The organism is Agromyces intestinalis (genome assembly GCF_008365295.1).
Lineage (GTDB): Bacteria > Actinomycetota > Actinomycetes > Actinomycetales > Microbacteriaceae > Agromyces > Agromyces intestinalis.
Genome location: NZ_CP043505.1, coordinates 1803593 through 1824039 on the forward strand (window position 1 = coordinate 1803593; position 20447 = coordinate 1824039).

Genomic DNA, 20447 nt, shown 5'->3' on the forward strand with positions numbered 1-20447 from the left:
ACACCCCTGACAGCCGACCCACGGCGTTGGTGGCACGACGTTCGGCGGCCACGAAGTTCGGCGCGCCACCGCGTTTGTAGGACATTCGCCGGATTGGAGGACGAATTGGCGATTCGTGCCCTCCGAACACGCGATTGTCCTACAAACGCGCTGCCGGCGAACGGCCTGGCGGCGGGCCCGATGCGGCGGACGGTCGTGCGGCGGTACGCTCTCCCGCATGACTGCAAGCGTTTGCATTGTGGGGCCGGCGGCCTGGAACCGCCTCGTCGTGCTCGACCACCTGCCCGACCCGGTGCCGCACATGCAGTTCGTCCTCGACGAGTGGGAGACGGTCGGCGGCACTTCAGCGGGCAAGGCGCTCGGTCTCACCGGGCTCGGCCGTTCGGTCGCGCTGCACGCGCTCATCGGCGAGGACGCCGACGGGCTCCGCGTGCTGCGGGCGCTCGAGGCATCCGGCGCCGACCTGCTGATCGAGACCTCCGACCGCACCGAGCGCCACCTCAACCTGATGACGCGCGACGGCGCGCGCGTCTCGCTGTTCCTATCGACACCGACCGACGACCCTGCCGGTCCGTCGGCCGACACGATCCGGGCTCTGGCGGAGGCCGACGTGATCGTGCTCGACCTCGCGCCGCGTGCGCGCCGACTCATCCCCGCGGCACGCGCGACCGGCCGCCCCATCTGGACCGACCTGCACGACTACGACGGCGAGGCGGAGTTCCACCGGCCGTTCCTCGAGGCCGCCGACGCGGTGTTCCTGAACGCCGACGCGCTCGGCGACCCGCTGCCGTTCATGCGACGAGCGATCGGCGGCGGAGCTTCGCTCGTGGTGTGCACGCTCGGCCCCGCGGGTGCGGTCGCGCTCGACCGCGACGGGGTCGAGCACCGGGTCGACGCGGTGCCGGTCGAGGTCGTCGACACGAACGGCGCAGGTGATGCGTTCATGACGGGTGTGCTGCACGCGACCCTCGACGGGGCCGACGTCGACACGGCGCTTCGCGCCGGCGCCGCGCACGCGGCATCCGTGCTGGTGACCCGCCATCTGCACCCGTCGCTCGACGTCGTCCTCGCCTGACCGCCCCCGCACCCCATCGCGAGCCCCCGCCGCGGAAGCCGCCCGCCGGCTACGGCACCGGCACGACCGGGGCGGGCACCGGGGCGGGCATCGGCGCCGAGAGATCGGCGATGATGCGGTCGATCTCGGCGAGCGCGTACGCGGCGAGCTCGCGCTGCTGCGCCTCGGCGACGGGATCCTGCTCCTCGAGGTCGCCGATCACGAGGATGTTCTCGTCGTTCAGCGTGTTCGCCGGGTCGGTGTAGTTGAAGCTGCCGAGGATGAGCAGCCGCCGGTCGATGACCATGAGCTTGTGGTGCAGCTTCCGCACCCCGGTGCCGCGTCGATTGGCGTGCAGTTCGACGCCCGCGGTTCCGAGCCCGGTCGTGGCCGCCCATTTCGCGGCGCCCTGATCGCGGTCGAGCACCCCGCGCAGCACGTCGAGCGACGGCCGCAGCCTGATCATCGTGTCGTCGATGCCCGATGACTGCGCGAACGTGAACATGGCGAAGTCGATGCGCTCGGTCGACTTGAGCATCTGCTTCATCATCTCCATCTCGGGCCCGTGCCGCGGCGCGAACAACGGCTTCACGCGCACCTTGGGCAGCCCGTACTCGCTCGGTCGCGGCTGCACGCGCTCGGCGAGGGCGCCGAATGTGCCGGTCCACATGCGCTCGAACTCGCGCAGGTACTGGGCCGCCGACTTCTGCCCGCGCAGGATCACCACGTGGTTGAGGTTCTGCCCGGTGACCCCGCCCGTGCCGCCGCCGTGCGCGGCATCGTTCGTGCCGGTGTCGGTGAGGGTGAAGTTCGTCGACCCGGTGAGCACGGCCGCGCCGCGCTCGCCCTCGTCGCGCACGATGAACTTCTGGTGGAAGATCGCCGGGTTCAGGTCGCTGATCACCCGTACGCGCGCCTTCAGCAGCGCGGACACGATCTCGCGGTTCACGTCGTGCTCGCCGGGCTTCAGCCACGGGTCGTCCACCGCCTTGGTCTCGGTGAGGTAGTCGCCCTCGAGGATGACCCTGACGTTCACGCCGCGCGCCTTCGCGGCGATGATCGCGCGTGCGATGTCCTTCGAGTCGATCTCTTGCACGGCGATCGCGAGGCTGTGCTTCGCGCGCTCGATGAACCCGCGGATCGCGGCATCGAGGTCGTCGGGCCCGCCGACCGACGATGGCCCCATGTGCAGTTCGATCCCGCCCACGCTGATCGGCATGGTGCACCCCCTGTCCCCTGAGCGCAGGTCTACCACCGCGGGTGCGCGGTCGCGTCAGGGCAGGCACGGATGTCGCGGGGCGCGTCGTCCGCGACCGCCTCCGCTACTTCGCTTCGTGCGCCACGCCGTGCACGTGGTGCGTGCGCTCGAGCGCGGCACCCTCGACGTCGACGTTCGGGATGATGCGGTCGAGCCACCTCGGCAGCCACCATGCACCCCGCCCGACGAGATGCATGATCGCGGGCACGAGCACCATGCGCACCACGAAGGCGTCGAAGAGCACGCCGATCGCGAGTCCGAATCCGAGCGGGCGCACCATGCCCAGGTGCGAGAACACGAATCCGCCGAACACCGACACCATGATGAGCGCCGCCGCCGTGACGACCGCGCGACCGTTGCGCAGGCCGGCGATCACGGCGTTGCGCGCGGGCAGCCCGTGCACGTACGCCTCGCGCATGCCCGACACCAGGAACAACTGGTAGTCCATCGCGAGCCCGAACAGCACGCCCATGATGATGATCGGGGCGAAGTTCAGCACCGGGCCGGGGTCGTGCACGCCGAACAGTCCGCCGAGCCATCCCCACTGGTATACCGCGACGATCGCGCCGAACGCGGCGAACAGGCTGAGCACGAACCCGCCGGTCGCGACGAGCGGCACCACGAGCGAGCGGAACACCACGATCATGATCAGCAGCGACAGCCCGATGACGACCGCGAGATACACCGGCAGCGCGTCGGCGAGCTTCTGCGAGATGTCGATGTTGCCACTGGCCTGGCCGGCGACGCCGAGCTTCACGTCGCCGTCGAGCCCGGCGACCGCGTCGTCGACCGGCGACGCGTCGCGCAGCGCGTGCACGAGCGCCTCGGTCGACTCGCTGGTGGGGCCCTCTGCGGGGATCACCTGGAACGCCATGACCTCGCCGTCGTCGCTGACGCCGACGGGGGCGACCGCCACGACGTCGTCCTGCGCCATGAGCCAGTCGGCGAGGTCGGCCTGAGCGAGCACGACGTCGTCGCCCTCGACCGCCTCGGGCAGTTCGCCCACGACGAGGATCGGCCCGTTCTGGCCCTCGCCGAATCCATCGGCGACGGCCGTGTATGCCTGGTACTGCGTCGAGTCGGTCGCCTCCGACGAGCCGGTCGGCAGGCCGAGGCGCATCGACAGCGCGGGGGCGGCGATGATGAGCAGACCCACCACGGATGCCACGAGCGAGAGGATCGCCGTCGACGTGCGCATCGGCCGGATCACCGGGGCAGCGTGGTCTTCGTGCCCGATCTGGGCGCGGGCCTTGCGGCCGAGCACGCGCAGCTTCAGCAACCCGAGCATGGCGGGCGTCAGCGTCACGGCGATCAGCACCGCGATGAGCACGCACGCCGCGCCCACCGTGCCCATCACCCCGAGGAACGGGATGCCGGTGACGTTCAGCGCAAGCAGCGCGACGAGCACGGTCGAGCCCGCGAACACGACCGCGTTGCCCGACGTGCCGTTGGCGAGCCCGATCGACTCGTGCAGTTCGACCCCGGCGAGCAGCTGGCGTCGATGGCGGTTGATGATGAACAGCGTGTAGTCGATGCCGACCGCGAGCCCCAGCATCACGCCGAGCACGGGGGTCACCGACGACATGTCGACCAGGCCCGAGAACGCGAGCGACCCCGCGACGCCCACGCCCACGCCGATGAGCGCCGAGATGAGCGGCAGCAGCGCGGGCAGCAGCGCCCGCAGCATGACGATGAGCACGACGGCGGCGACCAGCACGCCGACGAGTTCGCCCACGCCGACGAGCCCCTCGGTCGACGACGCGATCTCGGCCGAGTAGTCGATCGAGACGCCGTCGATGTCGGCGGTCGTGAGCGCATCGGCGACCGCGGTCTTCGTCTCGGGGGCGAGGGTGAAGAGGGTGTCCTCGAAGAGCACGGCGCCGAGCGCGGTCGTGCCGTCTTCCGAGACGGTGCGGATCTCGGTGCTCGCCTCGAGCAGCCGCTGCCCGGCGTCGAGCTGCGCGGCATTCGTGTCGAGCTCGGCGCGGTGGTCGTCGAGCTGCTGCTGCCCCTCGTCGAGCTGCGCCTGCTGCGCGTCGAGCTCGGCGATCCCGGCGTCGAGCTGGGCTTGCTGGGCAGCGAACTGGTCGGCGAGCTGGTCGACGCCGGCATCCGTGGCCTGCTGCACGGCCTGGTCGAGCTGCGCCTGCCCGGCGTCGGCCTGGGCGCGCGCGGCGTCGAGCTGCTGCTGCCCGGCGTCGAGTTGCGCCTGCGCCTGGTCGAGTTGCGCGGCGCCGTCGGCGAGCTGTGCTTCGCCGTCGCTGAGCTGCTGGGCCTGCTCGTCGCGGTCGGCAGCGGTCCGGAACGGGTCGACGACCCCGCTGACGCCGTCGATGCCGTCGATCTCGTCGAGCACGTCGGCGATCGCGGCTTGCTGCTCGGGTGTGAATGCCGCGCCGTCGGTCTGGAACACGACGGTGCCGGTCGCCCCGCCGATGCCGCCGATCTCGTCCTCGAGCTGGTCGGTGACCCGGGCGGTCTCGGTGCCGGGGATGCTGAAGCTGGTCGCCAGCGTGCCGCCGAAGGCGAGGAACGCGCCGCCCGCGAGACCGAGCACGACGAGCCATCCGATGACGACCGTCCAGGCGCGACGCGCAGCGAAGCGCCCGAGACGATAGAGGAGTTCGGCCATGCGAGCGAGCCTTTCGAGATGGGATCGGGCAGAGCACAGCGTCGGGCCTCGCCCAGACTAACCGACAGATGTCGGAAAACCCTGAGCATTCGCAGGGACTGCTGGCAGAATCGCCCTATGGATCCTCGGATCGCGCGCACTCGACGCAGCCTGCAGGGCGCACTGCTCGAGCTCGCCCGGGAGCACCCCCTCGACGAGATCGCCATCGCCGACATCGCCGAGCGCGCGGGCGTCAACCGCTCGAGCTTCTATCAGCACTACCCCGACAAGGACACGCTGCTCGCCGACGCGCTCGACGCGGCGGTCGAGGAGGCGGGCGCGTCGCTGCCCGAGCTCGACGGCCGGCTGGATGCTCCGCCCGAGGCCCTCGTGTCGTACCTGCGGCACTACGACGAGAACGCCGACCTGTACCGCCGGGTGCTGGGCGCGCAGGGTTCGGGGGTCGCGCGCGCGCGGCTGCGCGCCCGCATCGAGCAGATGGCGCTCGAGGGCATCCGGATGTCTGGAGCCGACGCCTACCAGGGGTTGCCGCTCGACGTGGCCGCCGCCGGCGTCACCGGCTCGGTGCTCGGTGTGCTCGAGGCGTGGCTCGAACGCGACCCGCGGCCGCCGCTCGAGACCGCGGTCGACTGGGTCTGGCGGATGCTGCTGGGGCCGGCGGTGCCGTAGCCCGCTCTCAGCGACCCCGCGAGCTGCGGAAGTACTGGGGCTCGATCGGGTTCGAGGTATCCACGAGCGTCGGCGCCCAGACGGGCTCCTCGCGCTCCTCGTCGGAGTCGGATGCGGGTGTCGGCGCCGACACGGACGCCGGCGCCGAGACCGGGGTGACCGTGCCGTCGGGTTCGAGCGCGGGCTGCGGAACGCTGCCGAGGCGATCGACTTGCTCGGTCAGCGCCTCGAGCACCGAACGCAACTGGATCTGCGCGACCTGCGCGTAGGTGCGCACGTACTCGATCTCGGGGATCGCCGGTCCGAGAGGCGGCGCCGACGCCGACGCCAGTGTCGCGCTGGCCTGGCTCGCGCTGTTCTCGGCTCGCTCGAGGATCTCGCGGTATTGGTTGCGTGCCGTGACGACGAGGTCGCGAGCGTACTGTTCAGCGTCGGCGACCGCCTTGTCGGCGATCAGCTGCGCCTGCGAGAGCAGCCCGACCGCGCCGGCGGCGATCTCCTGTTCGAGGTCGGAACCGGCAGCGGCTCGGAGCTTCGCGTTCTCGGCGCGCAGGTTCGTGAGCTCCTGCCGGCCGCTGTCGGACGCGGCGCGCACATCGTCGACGGCCTCGGCGATCTGGGCGATGAACGCGTCGACCTCGCTTCGGTCGTATCCCGCCCCCACGTGTCGGGTGGTGAAGGCGACGGTTCGCACGTCGGGGAGGCGCCGCACCGCGGCCGCCAGTGCGCCCTCGTGCTCGGCGATGGCGGGTGCGTCGGGAATGGTGTCGTCGCTGCGGGTCGTCATGCTCAGCTCCCCATCTTCGAGAGGCCAGCCAGGTCGGGCTGCGGGTCCTGGGTGTGGTGATGCGCTGCGTGGCTGTCTTGATCGCGGGTCTCGAACTGCTCGAAGCGGATGTCACCGGGTGCGACCCCGGCCTGCCGAAGCGCCTGTGCCGTGTGCCGCACCATCTCGGGCGACCCGCACACCAGCGCGATCGAGCCGACCCACGGGCCCTCGGCGACGGCGACGTCGCCGACCAGACCGGTGCGGCCGGCGTAGGTCGGGTCGTCGGACACGACGGGCGTGTACTCGAACCAAGGCCTGCCGGCCAGGTTGCGCAGCAGGCGGTGCTCGTAGAGGTTCGCGGGCATCCGCACGCCGTGGAACAGATGCACGCGCGGTGCGCGACCGCTCGCCTTCCACTCCTGGTCGATGCGCTCGAGATGCGCTCGCAGTGGTGCGAGGCCGGTACCGCCGGCGATCATCACGAGGTCGCGTTCGCGCTCGTGGTCGGCGATGGTCAGCTCGCGACCGACCGCCGAGCCGAGCCGGATGGCGTCGCCGACGACGAGCGAACGCACGATGACGCCGCTCACCTGGCCGCCGGGCACCAGTTGCACGTGGAACTCCAGCGTGCCGTCGGCACGGGGCGCGTTCGCCGGGCTCAGGTATCGCCAGAGACGTTCACGCGTGGGCACCTCCACGGCCACCGACTGGCCGGGCTCGAAGCGCAGTTCGGGTTCGGGGCGCACCTGGATCACCGTGACATCCAGGCTTCGCCGATCGACGCCGACGACCTCGCCGCTCCACGCGGCCGGCGAGGTCGACTCGGATTCCTCGGCCGCCTGCAGCATGACCTGGGCGATCACGCCGTACGCCGCCGCCCAGTCGGCAGCGAGCTCTTCCGTCCACAGTTCGCCGAGGAAGTGCTCGAGCGTGGCGAGCAGCGACGCACCGACCGCGTCGTAGTGCGCCGCGACGGCCTGGAAGCGTCGATGGTCGCGCCCGAGCTGCTGGATGAACGCCGTCACCTCGTCGAGCTCGTCGACCGATGACACGATGCGGCCCAGCGCGCCGACGAGCCGGTCGCGCTGGGTCGCCATCGAGACCGGGAACATGCTGCGCACCTCGGGGTGCGACAGGAACAGGTGCGAGTAGAAGTACAGCGGAACTTCATCGCCGAGCGTCTCGGCCAGCGCCCACGTCCTCTGCAGCGCGGCGGTGTCCAATGCGTCAGCCGCGCGTCGCGACGATCTCGGGCTCCGTCTGCGCGAGGGCGGCCCCGACCCGGTCGATGATCGGGCTCGGCACGCCCGCCTCGGTCAGCGCCGTCACCAGGTGCACGACGACCGCGCCGAAGTGGTCTTCGGTGATGCCCAGCGGCGCGTGCGCAACGCCCAGATCGCGGCCCGAGTACTCGACGGGTCCGCCCATGACCTGCGACACGAGCGCGACCTGATGGCGCTTGAGGCGCGGCATCGACACACCGTCGAAGTAGCCCGAGAGCTGCTCGTCGGCAGTCACCAGCTCGTAGAACCGGTCGACCACGGCCGCGATGGCCTTGCCGCCGCCGACGGCGTCGTAATCGCTCTCTGCGACGAGCTCGGACGCCTGGTCACCATTGATAGTCATGTCTCGCACAAATCCAATCGTTCGCGGAACCTCGCCTCGTAATTCCTAGCAGAACGCCGGCCCCCGTGGGGCCCGAGTTGCCGCGGAATCCATGGCCGCGGCGGCCGGGACGACGGCCCGGCCGTCATTCCTCTTCCACGCGTCGACGAGCGCAGACCGGCGGAAGGAATCGACACCGGGCGGGTTTCGCGCCGAACGCGCAGTATTCATGCGTGTGTCCTCGCCCAGGCGCGAAAAGCGAGCGTGGTCTGGCGTCTCTGTGACGGCGACTTGCGTAGCCACGCGCTCCGATGCACACTGTCTCAGGCCCTGCTCCGGCGTCGAGCCGAGGCGGCCGCGAACCGAAAGCAGACCGACATGGGCGACGCCGACCCCACCCGGATGCATCGCATCAGCGCCGAGAACGAGCGCATCGTCGACCTCGTGCTCGACTATTCGCGCCGGCGCATCCTCTCGAACGACACCCCGCTCGACAAGCCGGCGCCGCCCGCTGAGCTCCGCCGCCTCGCCGGCCGCACCGTGACCGAGCAGGGCCTCGGCGCCGACCGCGCACTGTCGATCTTCGAACACGTGCTCGCGCCCGCCTGCATCACCACCGACCATCCGCAATACCTCTCGTTCATCCCCGTCGCGCCGACCAAGGCAGCGACCGCGTTCGACCTCGTCGTGTCGGCGAGCGCGCTCTACGGCGGCTCGTGGCTCGAGGGCGCCGGCGCCGTGCACGCCGAGAACGAGGTGCTCACCTGGCTCGCCGCCGAGTTCGGGCTGCCCGAGGGCGCCGGCGGGGTGTTCGTGCAGGGCGGCACCCTCGGCAACCTGTCGGCACTCGTCGCCGCACGCGAAGAGGCGCGCCGCAAGCTCGACGAACGCGGGCTCCCGCACCCCGCCCGCTGGAAGTTCGTCTGCGGGGCCGAGGCGCACTCGTCGGTCGCGTCGGCCGCCCGCATCATGGACGTCGAGATCGTGCAGGTCGCCCCCGACTCGGGCGGCGTGCTGCGCGGCGACGCGGTGGCGGCGGCGCTCGAGGAGCACGGAGCATCCGTCTTCGCCGTCGTCGCGACCGGCGGATCGACCAACTTCGGCATCGTGGACGACCTGGCCGGCATCGCGGAAGTCGTCGAATCCCACGACGACGTGTGGCTGCACGTCGACGGGGCGTATGGGCTCGCAGCCATGCTGTCGCCGCTCGCACGCCCGCACTTCGCGGGCATCGAACGCGCCGACTCGGTCATCGTCGACCCGCACAAATGGCTGTTCGCGCCGTTCGACGCGTGCGCGCTGATCTACCGGGACCCGGCCGCGGGGCGCCGCGCGCACACCCAGCACGCCGAATACCTCGACACGCTCACCGCCTCGACCGAGTGGAGCCCGTCGGACTACGCGGCGCACCTCACCCGACGCGCCCGCGGCCTGCCGACCTGGTTCTCACTCGCGACCTACGGGGCCGCGGCCTACCGCGAGGCGATCACGACGTCGATCGAGCTCGCCCACCGCATCGCCGCCGAGATCGAATCGCGCGACGGCCTCACCCTCGTGCGCGAGCCCCAGCTCGCGGTCGTCGTCTTCGAGCGCGACGGCTGGACGAAGGCCGACTACGACGTGTGGTCGCAGCGGCTGCTCGACGACCAGCTCGCCTTCGTCACGCCGAGCTCGCACGCGGGGCGCACGAACGCGCGGTTCGCGATCCTCAACCCGAACACGACGTTCGAGCACCTGACGGGCATCCTCGACACCATGCGCTGAGTCAGCGGGGCCGGTCACATTCGCGAAGGCCGCGCAAGGCGGGCGTACCGTGAGAGACATGCCCGAGCCTGACGACCACCTCGTGATCGAGCCGAGCGTGCTCTATGTGGGCACGCCCGTCTACCTGGTGTCGACGATGAACCCCGACGGCACGCCGAACCTCGCCCCCGCCTCGAGCCATTTCGCGCTCGGCCGTACGATCGTGCTCGGCCTCGAGACCGATGGGCAGTCGGTGCAGAACCTCGCCGACCGCCCCGAGCTCACCGTCAGCTTCCCGTCAGGAGCGCTGTGGCGCAACGTCGAGCGGCTCTCGACGGTGACCGGGCGCGACCCCGTGCCCGACGCGAAGGCGGATCACTACCGGTTCGAACCCGAGAAGTTCGAGCGGGCCGGGCTCAGCCCCGTGGCATCCGACCTGGTGGCGCCGCCGCGCGTCCGCGAATGCCCGCTGCAGTTCGAGGCCGTCGTGCAGCGCATCACACCGGGCGTCGACGCCGGGTTCGCGATGGTCGAGTCCGAAGTCGTGCGCGTGCACGCGCATCCCGCGCTGGTCGTGCCCGGCACCGATCACCTCGACCCGCGGGCGTGGCATCCGCTGATCTACAGCTTCCGGCACTACTTCGACCGCGGCTCCGAGCTCGGCTGGACCCGCAAGAGCCGCACCGCCCCGACCCCGCCCGAGATCGCCAGGTGGGAATCGTTCGGCGGCACCTGGGAGGTCGCCGACGTCGGGGACTCGAGCGCGACGGTGCGGCTGTGCCGCTGCGACGGCGGCGAGGAGGTTTCGCGCATCACCTCGAGCGAACCCGACTTCGTCGCGTGGGCCGCGGTGATGGCCTCGTGAGTTCGCGATCGGATGCCTCGCGGCCGACCGTCGGCACGGAGTGGTCGCGTTCGCTCGGCCTCACCGCGCCGATCGTGTGCGCACCGATGGGCGGCGTCGCGGGCGGCCGACTCGCGAGCGCCGTCTCGCACGCGGGAGCGCTCGGCATGATCGGCGTGGGCAGCGCCGGATCCCCGACCGCACTGGCCCGGGAGCTGGAACTGCTCGACACGGGCGGCGCGCCGTTCGGCATCGGCGTCGTCGACTGGGTCGCGCGCCGCACGCCCGAGTTGCTCGATCGGGTGCTCGCCGCGTCGCCCGCGCTCGTGTCGGTCGGCTTCGCGTCGGGGCGCTTCGACTGGGTCGCGCGCGTGCACGATGCCGGCGCGCTCGCGACCACGCAGGTCTACGACGTCGCCGAGGCCGTCGCCGCGCGGGACGCGGGTGTCGACGTCGTGGTCGCCCGCGGCGCCGAGGGCGGCGGGCACGGCGACCCGCGGGTCGGCACGCTGCCGCTGCTCGACGGCGTGCTCGACGCGATCGGCGGAGACGTCGCGGTACTCGCCGCGGGTGGCGTGTCGAGTGCGCGCGGGCTGGCCGCAGTGCTCGCGGCCGGTGCCGACGGGGCATGGATCGGCACCGCGTTCGCGGCGTGCGACGAGTCGCTGTTCTCCGACACCGAACGGCAGGTGCTGTTCGCCGCCGACGGTGCCGACACGGTGAACACCCGAACGCAGGATGTCGCGGCGGGGCTCCCGTGGCCCGACCGGTTCCCCGAGCGGGTGATACGCACGCCGTTCACCGACGCGTGGACCGGCCGCGAACGCGAGCTGCGCGACGACGCCGAGGCGCGCGCCGCGTTCGTCGACGCCCTCGCGCGCACCGACGTCACCGTGGTGCCGCTCGACGCAGGTCAGGGGGTCGGGGTGCTGCGCGAATCGCGGCCCGCCGCCGACGTGGTCGCCGACCTCGTCGCGGGCGCGCACGCGCTGCTGGCCCGCTGGTGAGGCGGTCGTACCGCACGCGGTCGACCCGCACGCGCAACGCCTCGACGGGTATCCGGTTCACACCCTTCGACAAACCCGGTGGCGCTCGGATCCTCGATCCCGACGAGCGGAATAGGTGAGCTCACCCCGTCTGCACGCGGTGCAGCTCGGCGTACCGCCCGCCGCTGGCGAGCAGGGCCTCATGCGTGCCGACCTCGACGACCCGACCGTGCTCGAGCACGGCGATCCGGTCGGCCGATCGGACCGTCGAGAGCCGGTGGGCGACGACGAGCGTCGTGCGCCCGCGCATGAGCCGGGCGAGCGCCTCCTGCACCTTGCGTTCGCTGTCAGGGTCGAGCGCACTCGTGGCCTCGTCGAGCAGCAGGATCCGCGGGTTTCGTACGAGCGCCCGGGCGATCGACAACCGCTGTCGCTGACCGCCCGACAGGCGCGCGCCGCGTTCGCCGACCACCGTGTCCCATCCGACGGGCTGGGCTTCGACGATCTCGAGCGCATTGGCATCGCGCAGCGCCGCGAGCACGCGCTCGTCGCTGACGTCGCCGAGCCCGTAGGCGATGTTGTCGCGGATCGATCCTTCGAACAGCACCGACTCCTGTGGCACGACCGACACAAACCGGCGCACCGTGCGCAGGTCGAGTTGCTCCATGTCGACTCCGTCGAGCAGCACCCGCCCCTCGCTCGGGCGCAGGAACCCCAGCACGAGGTTCAGCAGCGTCGACTTGCCCGACCCGCTCGACCCGACGAACGCGATCGTCTCTCCAGCGGCGATCTCGAGGTCGACGCCATCGAGCGCCTTCGCAGCGGGCGAGGCTTCCGGGTCGTCGTACCCGAACCCGACTCGCTCGAGCCGCACCGCACCTTCGACACGGGAGACAGCGCGCTTGCCCTCGTTGTGCTCGAGATCGGGCTCCTGCAGCACTTCGGCGATGGAGCGCACCGACTCGGTGCCGCGCGCGATCACCGGGATCAGCATGAGCAGGTTCGTCGTACTGCCGGTCAGGAGGGCGAAGTACGACGACAGCAGCACGACTTGACCCGGCGTGATCGGCAGGAGCCCGCTGATCGAGACCCACGCCGCGAGCACGAGACATCCGGCGCTCAGCAGTTGCAGGCTGATCCACGATGCCGAGCCGAAACGCCCGTTCAGCAGGTCGAGGCGCAGCCCGGCCTCGCGCACCCCGTCGGCGCCGCGCGCGACTCGGTGCACCGCGACCTGCTCGAGCCCGTGCGCACGTGTGATCGGCATGAGCGTGGCCATCTCGCCCACTCGTGCCGAGAACGCCTCGACCTCGCGGCGGAACTGTTCGTTGCGCTGTCGCGACCGCCGGTTCAGCATCCACCGCAGCAGCACGGCGAGCGGGATCGCGAGCGCGTACACCGGCAGGAACGCGGGCACGTTGATCGCCGTCATCACGAGCGCACCGATCAGGATGCCGGTCGCCGACAGCAGCGGGTTGCCGGTCTGTTGCAGCATCACCTCGACGTTCTCGACGTCGCGCACGACCTTGGTCTGCACGATCGCCGAGTTCGCCCGGGTGTGGAAGCCGATCGACAGCGCCTGCAGGCGTTCCGTGAGCGCGTTGCGCAGGTCGGCGCCGATCGAGCGCACCGAACCCATGAACAGGCGGGTGAACGCGACGTGCGTCGGGTAGTTCTGCACGAGCGCGAGCGCCGCGATACCGGCCCACAGCCAGAGCGAGGCGAGCGGGCCGCCCGCCACGACGATGTCGATGATCGCGCCGGTGACGACGGGCATGAGCCACAGCGGGCTGTCCTTGACGATGAACAGGCCGACCGCGCCGAGCAGCCGGGCACGATGCAGGTCGAGCAACCGCACCACCGACCTGCCGGGATGCCGGCCGTCGACGGCGTGCTCGATGCGTTCGCGGGATGGCAACGATTCGGCTGTACTCACGCCGGTATCCTCCAGTAGCTGGTCGCAGAGGACGCCGAAGTGGAGTGGGCTGTCACGTCGTGCGGCGGCGCAAGACGAGCACGAACGCTCCGGCCAGCGCGAGCGCGGCGCCGGTGAGGAGTGCCCAGGTGGCCGTCCAGCCGGTAGTCGCCAGACTCCGACCGTCAGCACCCGCCACTGAGCCCGCAGCATCGTCAGCCTCACCGGTCGCCGGCGGTTGGGGTTCCGCAGGCTCCTCGTTCGCTGGGTCAGCAAGGATTTCGATGGCGACCCAACCGATCACGGCACCCGATGCGTCCTGCGCGGCGAGTCGGTGCACGCCGGGCTCGGTGTCGGCGGGAATCGCCGCCGCGATCGTGCCCTCGTCCGATGACTGCTGCCACCCGCCGAGCACCCGCGGCTCAGAGTAGAGCACCGCGGCGGCGTATTCGCCCGCGCGCTCGGCGCCGAGCGAGATCTCGACGGTGTCGCCCGCCGCAACCCTCGTCGCGCTGACCCCGATGCGCCCCTCGAGGTCGGGCGTCATGCTCGCCTCGCCCGCGGCGACCGGCTCACCGATCGGCGGCTTCGGCTTCGAGGTGTCGAGCGTGGCGAACCTGGGGAGGCCCGACGCGCCGATGCTGTTCTCGTACCACGTGGCCATCGCATCGTGCGTGTTGTAGTTCCAGGTGCGAACCCCCCACGGCATCGCGAGCGCCCAGTCGGGCTGTGCGGCGACGACCTCCTGCGAGGGGAAGGTGAACGTCTCGCCGATCCAGATCGGTTTGCCGCCGTCGGCGGCGGCGATGCGCTCGGCCTGATCGTAGTGGCGTGGCTCATAGCCGGCCTCGTCATAGAAATCGACCGAGAGGATGTCGTAGTAGTCGGCACCGGGGTTGAAGCTGTTCCAGTCGTCGGCGTCGTACTCGGCGAGCCCGCCGTCGAGCCCCTCGTACCGGTCGAACTTCGCGTCGCCGTCGGCCCAGCCGTAGTCCGTCGGCAGGTCCTGGATGTTCCACACCCAGACGATGTTGGTGAGCCCCTTCTCGTTCTCGAGGTAGTCGTGGAACATCCGGTAGAGCCCGGCGGACCCCTCGAGGCCGGGCCGCCCGCCCCACCAGAACACGTGCTGCTGCATCTCGTGGAACGGCCGCAGCATGACGGTGACCCCGGCGTCTTCGAGCTGCTGCAGGTATCGGGCGTACTCGTCCATGCGCAGCTTCCAGTTGGTATTGAGCGGCGTGCCGTCGGTCATCAACTCGGCCCACTGGTCGTTGTAGAGGTAGCTGTAGATGCGGTTGGGGCTCGGCAGCGTCTCGTGCGCCTGGTCGCCGCCCCAGTTGCCCTCGGCCTCCTGCGCGACGGTGTACTGCGGCGGCGAGACGTGGAACATGATCTGCACGAGGTTGCCGTTGCGCCACTGGCGGATGACCTCGCCGATCATGTTCTGCCGCTGCGCCACGGTGTTGCCGGTTAGGAAGTCGGCGCTGTAGAGCGCTGGGTACACGCCGAACTCGTTCGCGACCCGCTGGTGCAGCACATCGGCGGTGGCCGGGTTGGCGTAGCCCTGGTCGTGGTGCATGGCCGACAGCACACCGTGGCCCGTGAGATCCCGGAAGTACTCGATCACGTCGACCGGCGCGGGCAGGTTGCGCACCTCGACCTCGAGCTCGGTGTCGAGGTCGACCGCGAACGTCGTGCCGTCAAGGAACAGGCGCACCTGCTGGAGCTGTACGGTCGCCGTGCCCTCGCCCACGAAGTCGGCCTTCGGCGCCGGCCGATCGAAGTCGGGCACGACGTCCGGGTTGCTCGATGCGTACGAGACCTGAACGATCTTGGCACCGGCGGGCAGCGTGGCATCCCGGTTCAGCAGCGTGACCAGGTTCGAGACGCCGTCGGCGACGAGGTGGGTGTCGTCGAACGCGACGCTCGGCAGGTCGGGCAGCTCGTCGAACACGAGCGAGATCTCGTCGAGCACGATGGTTCCTCCGCTTCCTCCGACGACCTGGTTGACATAGAGGGCGAAGGTCGTCACGCCCTTGGGGTTGAGGGTGCCGGTTCCGGTGCCCTCCTTGCGGGCGAACGCCTCGATGGGGATGCGCAGGTGCTGCGGTGCGGTCGAGGTCGCGTCGAAGCCGGGCACGGCGTTGAGATGGGCTTCATAGGATGCCCCGTCGCTCAGCTGCAGCAGCACGTCCTGCCCGGGCGCCGAGTGCTGGACCCACAGCTCGACAGCACGCAGGCCCGGCCAGTAGCCGTTCACCGCCCGATATCGCCCGCTGTACCCGCTCGTGAACGAGTAGTCGAACCGCATCGCCTGGCCGAGCCCGTCGCCGAACGGCGAGTCGACGAGGGTCGCTGTGTTCTGGCCGCCGTTGGCGTTGCGGGTGTAGGCGCTGTCGAGCGCGGCATCATCGGTGTAGCCCGAGAAGTCGTCGAGCACGAGCCGCATCTCCTCGGCGGAGTCGTCGGCCGCGCCTGCGGCGGCGGGGGTACCTGCGCCGACGGCGGGGCCGGCGGTCAGCGCGAGCGCGCCGAGCAGGGCGATGAGCGGGATGGTTCGACCTGGCCGCATGCGGCACTCCCTTCGTGATGGGGCATCGTCGCGACCGCTCCGAGCGCGCGAGCACGGGCGGCGTCCGGCCAGTTCTACCAGCGTCCTCACCGGGTCCGCAATACTTTCATTATTTATTCATGAAATGGTTGACCCTCATACGAGGCGCGCCGTATGGTGCCCACGACCCTCAACCGCAACGATGCAGAGGAGTACACCGTGCGCACCACTCTCATCCGCCGGGCCGGTGCCGTCGGCCTCATCGCCGCCGCACTCGTCGCCGGCAGCCTGACCGCAGCGGCACCCGCCACTGCCTTCCCCGCCACGAGCAAGCAGGCGGTCATCGACTACCTTCGCTCGATCACCGGCTCGTCGATCCTCTCGGGCCAGCACAACAAGGAGCCCGCGAACCAGCCCGGCGCCTACAGCCGGCAGGTGCACGACATCACCGGGCAGTGGCCGGGCCTGTGGGGCGGCGACCTGATGTTCCGCGCGAGCGACGCAGCGAATCGCCAGTCGGTCGTGAACCAGGCGATCACCGAGTGGCGCAACGGATCGCTCGTCGCGCTCACCTGGCACGTCTGCCCGCCGACCGGCCCCGCGACCTGCGAATTCGACGGCGGCGTGAAGTCGTCCATCTCGAACCAGCAGTTCCGGGACATCGTCACGGGCGGTACGTCGCTCAACGCCACCTGGAAGCAGCGGATGGAACAGGTCGTGCCCTACCTGCTGCAGCTGCGCGACGCCGGCGTGCCGGTGCTCTGGCGCCCGTTCCACGAGATGAACGAGGCGTGGAACTGGTGGGGCGGTCGACCGGGCGCGAACGGCGGCGCGAAGATCTTCCAGCAGATGAAGGACTACTTCGACAGTCGCGGTCTGACGAATCTGATCTGGGTCTGGAACGTGCAGGACAACCCCGCCGGCGGCTGGGCGAACTACTACCCGGGTGCGAACTACGTCGACGTCGTTTCGCTGGACGCCTGGTACAAGTCGTATCCGTCGAGCGCCGACTACCAGCAGATCCAGTCCATCGCGGGCACGAAGCCGATCGCGATCGCCGAGATGGGCAAGGTGCCGAACGCGTCGCTGCTCACGAGCCAGCCGCGCTGGGCCTACTTCATGGTGTGGAGCGAGCAGCTGCGCGGCAGCAACACGAACGCCGAGGTCCAGGCCGCGTACTTCCACTCCCGGGTGCTGAACCAGGGCGAGGTCGTCCTCGGGGGAGGCGGCGAGGGCGGCACGACGCCGCCCTCGACCCGCACCGGCTCGATCAGCGGGCTCGCCGGCAAGTGCGTGGACGTCCGCGCATCCGGCACCGCGAACGGCACGGCCGTGCAGCTGTACACCTGCGCGACCGGCGTCGCCCAGACCTGGACGATCGGCACGGACGGGAGCATCCGCAATCCGAATTCGGGCCGCTGCCTGGATGTCACGGGTGCGGGGACGGCGAACGGCACCGTCGTGCAGCTCTGGGACTGCAACGGCTCGGGCGCCCAGCGCTGGGAGTACCGCACCGCGGACCGCACCCTGCGCAATTCCGGCTCGGGCCGCTGCCTGGATGTCACGGGCAACAGCTCGACCGACGGCACCCGTCTGCAGATCTGGGACTGCTTCGCGAGCGCGAACCAGCAGTGGAACCTCCCCTGATCCACCAACCGCTCGGAAGGAGCACCCATGATCCGACCACCCACCTCACGCCGCGCGTGGGCCGGAGCCGTCGCCGCGTTCGCCGCACTCGCCCTCGCGGCGGGCGCGGCGGCGCCGGCGTCGGCGACACCGCGCGCGACCGGCGCCGGCAGCGCGGCATCCGTCGCGACCTCGCTCGCGTCATCCGACCTCACCGACCTGTTCTCGTCGAGGAAGCCGACACCCGACCAGTTCGTGAAGCGCGACGGAACCGGCCTCACCCTCGGCGGCAAGCCGTTCCGGTTCGGCGGTGCTGACATCTACTGGCTCGGTATCGACGAGAACGTCGGCGGCGTCGCCTACCCGACCTGGTTCCGGATCAAGAACGCGCTCGACACCGCGAAGGAGATGGGTGTGCGCGTCGTGCGATCGGGCCTCGCATCGTCGACCAGTCAGGACGGGAAGAACCCGCTCGCGATCATGCCCCGCCTCGGCGAGTACAACGACGAGGCGTTCGCCACGATCGACTACGCCATCGCGTACGCCGGCAGCATCGGCCTGAAGTTCATCGTGCCGATGACCGACCAGTGGGAGTACTACGGCGGCGGGCACCGCGACTTCACGACGCCGCTGGGGCTGCCGTCGGAGGCGTTCTACTCCGATCCGACCGTGATGGCGGCGTTCAAGGAGTACCAGACGCACATCCTGCAGCACCGCAACCGCTACACCGGTCTGAAGCTGAAGGACGACCCCACGATCCTCGCGTGGGAGCTCGGCAATGAGCTCGAGGGCATGACCCTGCCGTGGATCAACGACCAGGTCGACCACCTCAAGCAGCTCGCGCCGAACACCCTCGTCGCCGCCGGACGCCGGTTCGACATCGACCCCGACACGCTCGCGGCGCCGAAGCTCGACATCATCGACGTGCACTACTACCCGCCGACGGCCGACGCCATCGCCGCCCACGCGGCGATCGTCACGCTGGCGGGCAAGGTCTACATCGCCGGCGAGTACGGCTCGCCTTCGGCCTCGGATGCGCTGCTGCAGCCCGTCGCGGCCGACCCGAACGTCACCGGAGCAATGTTCTGGTCGCTGTTCGGCCACAACGACACCGGCGGGTTCGTGCCGCACGACGACGGGTTCACGCTGCACTACCCCGGCGACGACCCCAAGATGCAGAGCGCGGTCTCGGCGATCGCGACCTTCAACGCCGCGATGGGTGCGACGACCGGGTCGGTGAAGCTCGCCGCGCCGCTCATCGTCGCGATCGAGAAGAACGACGGGATCAACCACATCGCCTGGCGCGGCACGGCCGGGGCGGGCACCTACCGGGTGCAGCGCTCCACGGGTGGCGCCTGGTCCGATGTCACGGAAGCGCCGGTGCCCGCGTCGGCGAGCCCGGTCACCGACCTCGCCTCCCCCGTCGACGCGAAGTACCGCGTCGTGCCGATCAAACCCGACGGCACCAACGGACCCGCGTCACCCGCGGTGCAGTCGACCGGGGCGAACAGCGTCGACGTCGACCCGCTGCAGAGCTGGCTCGGCACCGCCGCGCACGACAACGTGACCAGTCAGCCGGGCCCGCTCGACGCCTTCGCGATCGGCGACGGATCGGGCACCGCCTCGATCACCTGGCACCGTGAGGGGCTCACCCGCGCGCAGTTCGACGTCCCCGTACCGCTCGGGTTCACCGTACGATCGTCGGCCGACGGCACGACCTGGAAGACCGCGAAGACGAAGATCGACCTCGCCTCCGAGGGGCTGGCGCTCGTGGCATCCTCGCTCGTGGGCGACTGGGTGCGCCTCGAATGGAACGCGAAGCTGCCGCTCGTGGTGCAGGGCGCGACCCTGGCCCACGCGACCGAACCGCTGCCCGCCGAAGCTCCCGCCGCGTTCGCGGCGACCGCACCGGCCGACGGCACGACGGGCCTCCTCGGCATCCCCACGTTCGAATGGCAGGAGGCGTCCGGCGCCGCGTACTACCGGCTCGTGGTGTCGGCCTCGCCCGATCTCTCGTCGCCGATCGTCGACGCGAACGCGCTGCGGGCGACCTCGTTCCGGCCGAACGTCGAGACCGAACCGGGTACGACGTACTACTGGACGGTGACCGCCGTGAACGGCGCCGGCAGCACGGTCTCCACGCCGACACCGGCGACCTTCGCGATCGCACCGCTGCCGACCGAGCCGTTCGTGATCGACGACGTCGAGGGCTACGCCGACGACGACGCCCTCGCAGCGACGTACGTGCCGAACCCCGGCGGAGGGCCGGTCGTGCGCACCCTGGCTCCGTCGTCGGACGGTGGCGGGTCTGCGGCATCCCTGGCGTACACGTTCGGGCCCGAGGGGTATGCGGGCGTGATCCGCACGTTGGCGACCCCGCAGAGTTGGTGGGGCTACGACGGGCTGCGGTTCCGCATCAAGCCCGCGGTCGGTGCCGGGCACTCGCTCACGCTGCAGTTCCTCGCGAACGGCTCCTACTGGGAGACGAACTACACCGTGACCGGAACGGACTGGCAGACCGTCGAGATCCCGTTCTCGCAGTTCGCGCCCCCGCCGTGGGCCGGACAGGGCGTGCTCGACCTGAGCTCGGTCTCGACGATCGCGTTCTACTTCGGCGGTTCGGGCACGGGCTCGGTGCTCATCGACGACGTGGAGGCGTACCCGGCCGGATGAAACGGCCCCGGCCGAGGGCGTCGTGCAGGAAACCGGGCCCTATCCCCGCTGTGGAGCGGGGATGGGGCCCATTCTCCTGGACGATGAACGGGTGGCCGCTGCGGTCGGGCGCGATGACG

General features: G+C 70.6%; 14 protein-coding genes. 7 read left to right on the plus strand and 7 right to left on the minus strand.

Features of this window, described 5'->3' with window-relative positions; genetic code table 11:
- The first annotated feature begins 217 nt into the window (after positions 1 to 217).
- Positions 218 to 1075, plus strand: coding sequence for a carbohydrate kinase family protein (locus FLP10_RS08290; protein WP_149160442.1), 858 nt, complete (start codon positions 218 to 220; stop codon positions 1073 to 1075).
- A gap of 49 nt (positions 1076 to 1124) precedes the next feature.
- Here FLP10_RS08290 and FLP10_RS08295 read toward each other — a convergent pair whose 3' ends face one another.
- Both FLP10_RS08295 and FLP10_RS08300 read right to left on the minus strand, forming a co-directional pair.
- Complete coding sequence (locus FLP10_RS08295; protein ID WP_149160443.1) at positions 1125 to 2273, minus strand: phospholipase D-like domain-containing protein; 1149 nt, start codon at positions 2271 to 2273, stop codon at positions 1125 to 1127.
- A 103-nt stretch (positions 2274 to 2376) separates the two neighbouring features.
- Positions 2377 to 4944 carry an MMPL family transporter gene (locus FLP10_RS08300; RefSeq protein WP_149160444.1) on the minus strand — a complete coding sequence of 856 codons (2568 nt, stop codon included), beginning with the start codon at positions 4942 to 4944 and terminating at the stop codon, positions 2377 to 2379.
- Positions 4945 to 5061: 117 nt separating this feature from the next.
- Here FLP10_RS08300 and FLP10_RS08305 point away from each other — a divergent pair, with 117 nt between their 5' ends.
- On the plus strand, positions 5062 to 5613 hold the full coding sequence (locus tag FLP10_RS08305; RefSeq protein WP_149160445.1) for a TetR/AcrR family transcriptional regulator: 552 nt from the start codon (positions 5062 to 5064) through the stop codon (positions 5611 to 5613).
- Positions 5614 to 5620: 7 nt separating this feature from the next.
- On the opposite strand, the gene FLP10_RS08310 is transcribed toward FLP10_RS08305, so the two are convergent.
- The 3 genes from FLP10_RS08310 to FLP10_RS08320 are packed head-to-tail and all read right to left on the minus strand — an operon-like array spanning position 5621 to position 8008.
- Positions 5621 to 6400, minus strand: a complete 780-nt coding sequence (locus tag FLP10_RS08310) for a DivIVA domain-containing protein (protein WP_149160446.1) — start codon at positions 6398 to 6400, stop codon at positions 5621 to 5623.
- A 2-nt stretch (positions 6401 to 6402) separates the two neighbouring features.
- Positions 6403 to 7605, minus strand: coding sequence for a globin domain-containing protein (locus FLP10_RS08315; RefSeq protein ID WP_149160447.1), 1203 nt, complete (start codon positions 7603 to 7605; stop codon positions 6403 to 6405).
- Positions 7606 to 7609: 4 nt separating this feature from the next.
- Positions 7610 to 8008, minus strand: a complete 399-nt coding sequence (locus FLP10_RS08320; protein WP_149160448.1) for a group I truncated hemoglobin — start codon at positions 8006 to 8008, stop codon at positions 7610 to 7612.
- Positions 8009 to 8365: 357 nt separating this feature from the next.
- On the opposite strand from FLP10_RS08320, the gene FLP10_RS08325 reads away from it, so the two are divergent.
- The 3 genes from FLP10_RS08325 to FLP10_RS08335 are packed head-to-tail and all read left to right on the plus strand — an operon-like array spanning position 8366 to position 11581.
- Complete coding sequence (locus tag FLP10_RS08325; protein ID WP_149160449.1) at positions 8366 to 9751, plus strand: pyridoxal phosphate-dependent decarboxylase family protein; 1386 nt, start codon at positions 8366 to 8368, stop codon at positions 9749 to 9751.
- A 58-nt stretch (positions 9752 to 9809) separates the two neighbouring features.
- Positions 9810 to 10595 carry a flavin reductase family protein gene (locus FLP10_RS08330; RefSeq protein WP_149160450.1) on the plus strand — a complete coding sequence of 262 codons (786 nt, stop codon included), beginning with the start codon at positions 9810 to 9812 and terminating at the stop codon, positions 10593 to 10595.
- On the plus strand, positions 10592 to 11581 hold the full coding sequence (locus tag FLP10_RS08335; protein WP_246150305.1) for an NAD(P)H-dependent flavin oxidoreductase: 990 nt from the start codon (positions 10592 to 10594) through the stop codon (positions 11579 to 11581). Before FLP10_RS08330 ends, FLP10_RS08335 begins: the two co-directional genes overlap by 4 nt.
- A gap of 121 nt (positions 11582 to 11702) precedes the next feature.
- Here FLP10_RS08335 and FLP10_RS08340 read toward each other — a convergent pair whose 3' ends face one another.
- A complete protein-coding gene (locus tag FLP10_RS08340; protein WP_246150307.1) occupies positions 11703 to 13496 on the minus strand; it encodes an ABC transporter ATP-binding protein in 1794 nt (597 codons plus the stop codon).
- Positions 13497 to 13548: 52 nt separating this feature from the next.
- Complete coding sequence (locus tag FLP10_RS17690) at positions 13549 to 16050, minus strand: glycosyl hydrolase (RefSeq protein WP_149160452.1); 2502 nt, start codon at positions 16048 to 16050, stop codon at positions 13549 to 13551.
- A gap of 153 nt (positions 16051 to 16203) precedes the next feature.
- Here FLP10_RS17690 and FLP10_RS08350 point away from each other — a divergent pair, with 153 nt between their 5' ends.
- Both FLP10_RS08350 and FLP10_RS08355 read left to right on the plus strand, forming a co-directional pair.
- Entirely contained in the window at positions 16204 to 17676 is a 1473-nt protein-coding gene (locus tag FLP10_RS08350; protein ID WP_149160453.1) for a glycosyl hydrolase, read from the plus strand.
- A gap of 27 nt (positions 17677 to 17703) precedes the next feature.
- Entirely contained in the window at positions 17704 to 20328 is a 2625-nt protein-coding gene (locus FLP10_RS08355; protein WP_149160454.1) for a carbohydrate binding domain-containing protein, read from the plus strand.
- Positions 20329 to 20447: the final 119 nt, after the last annotated feature.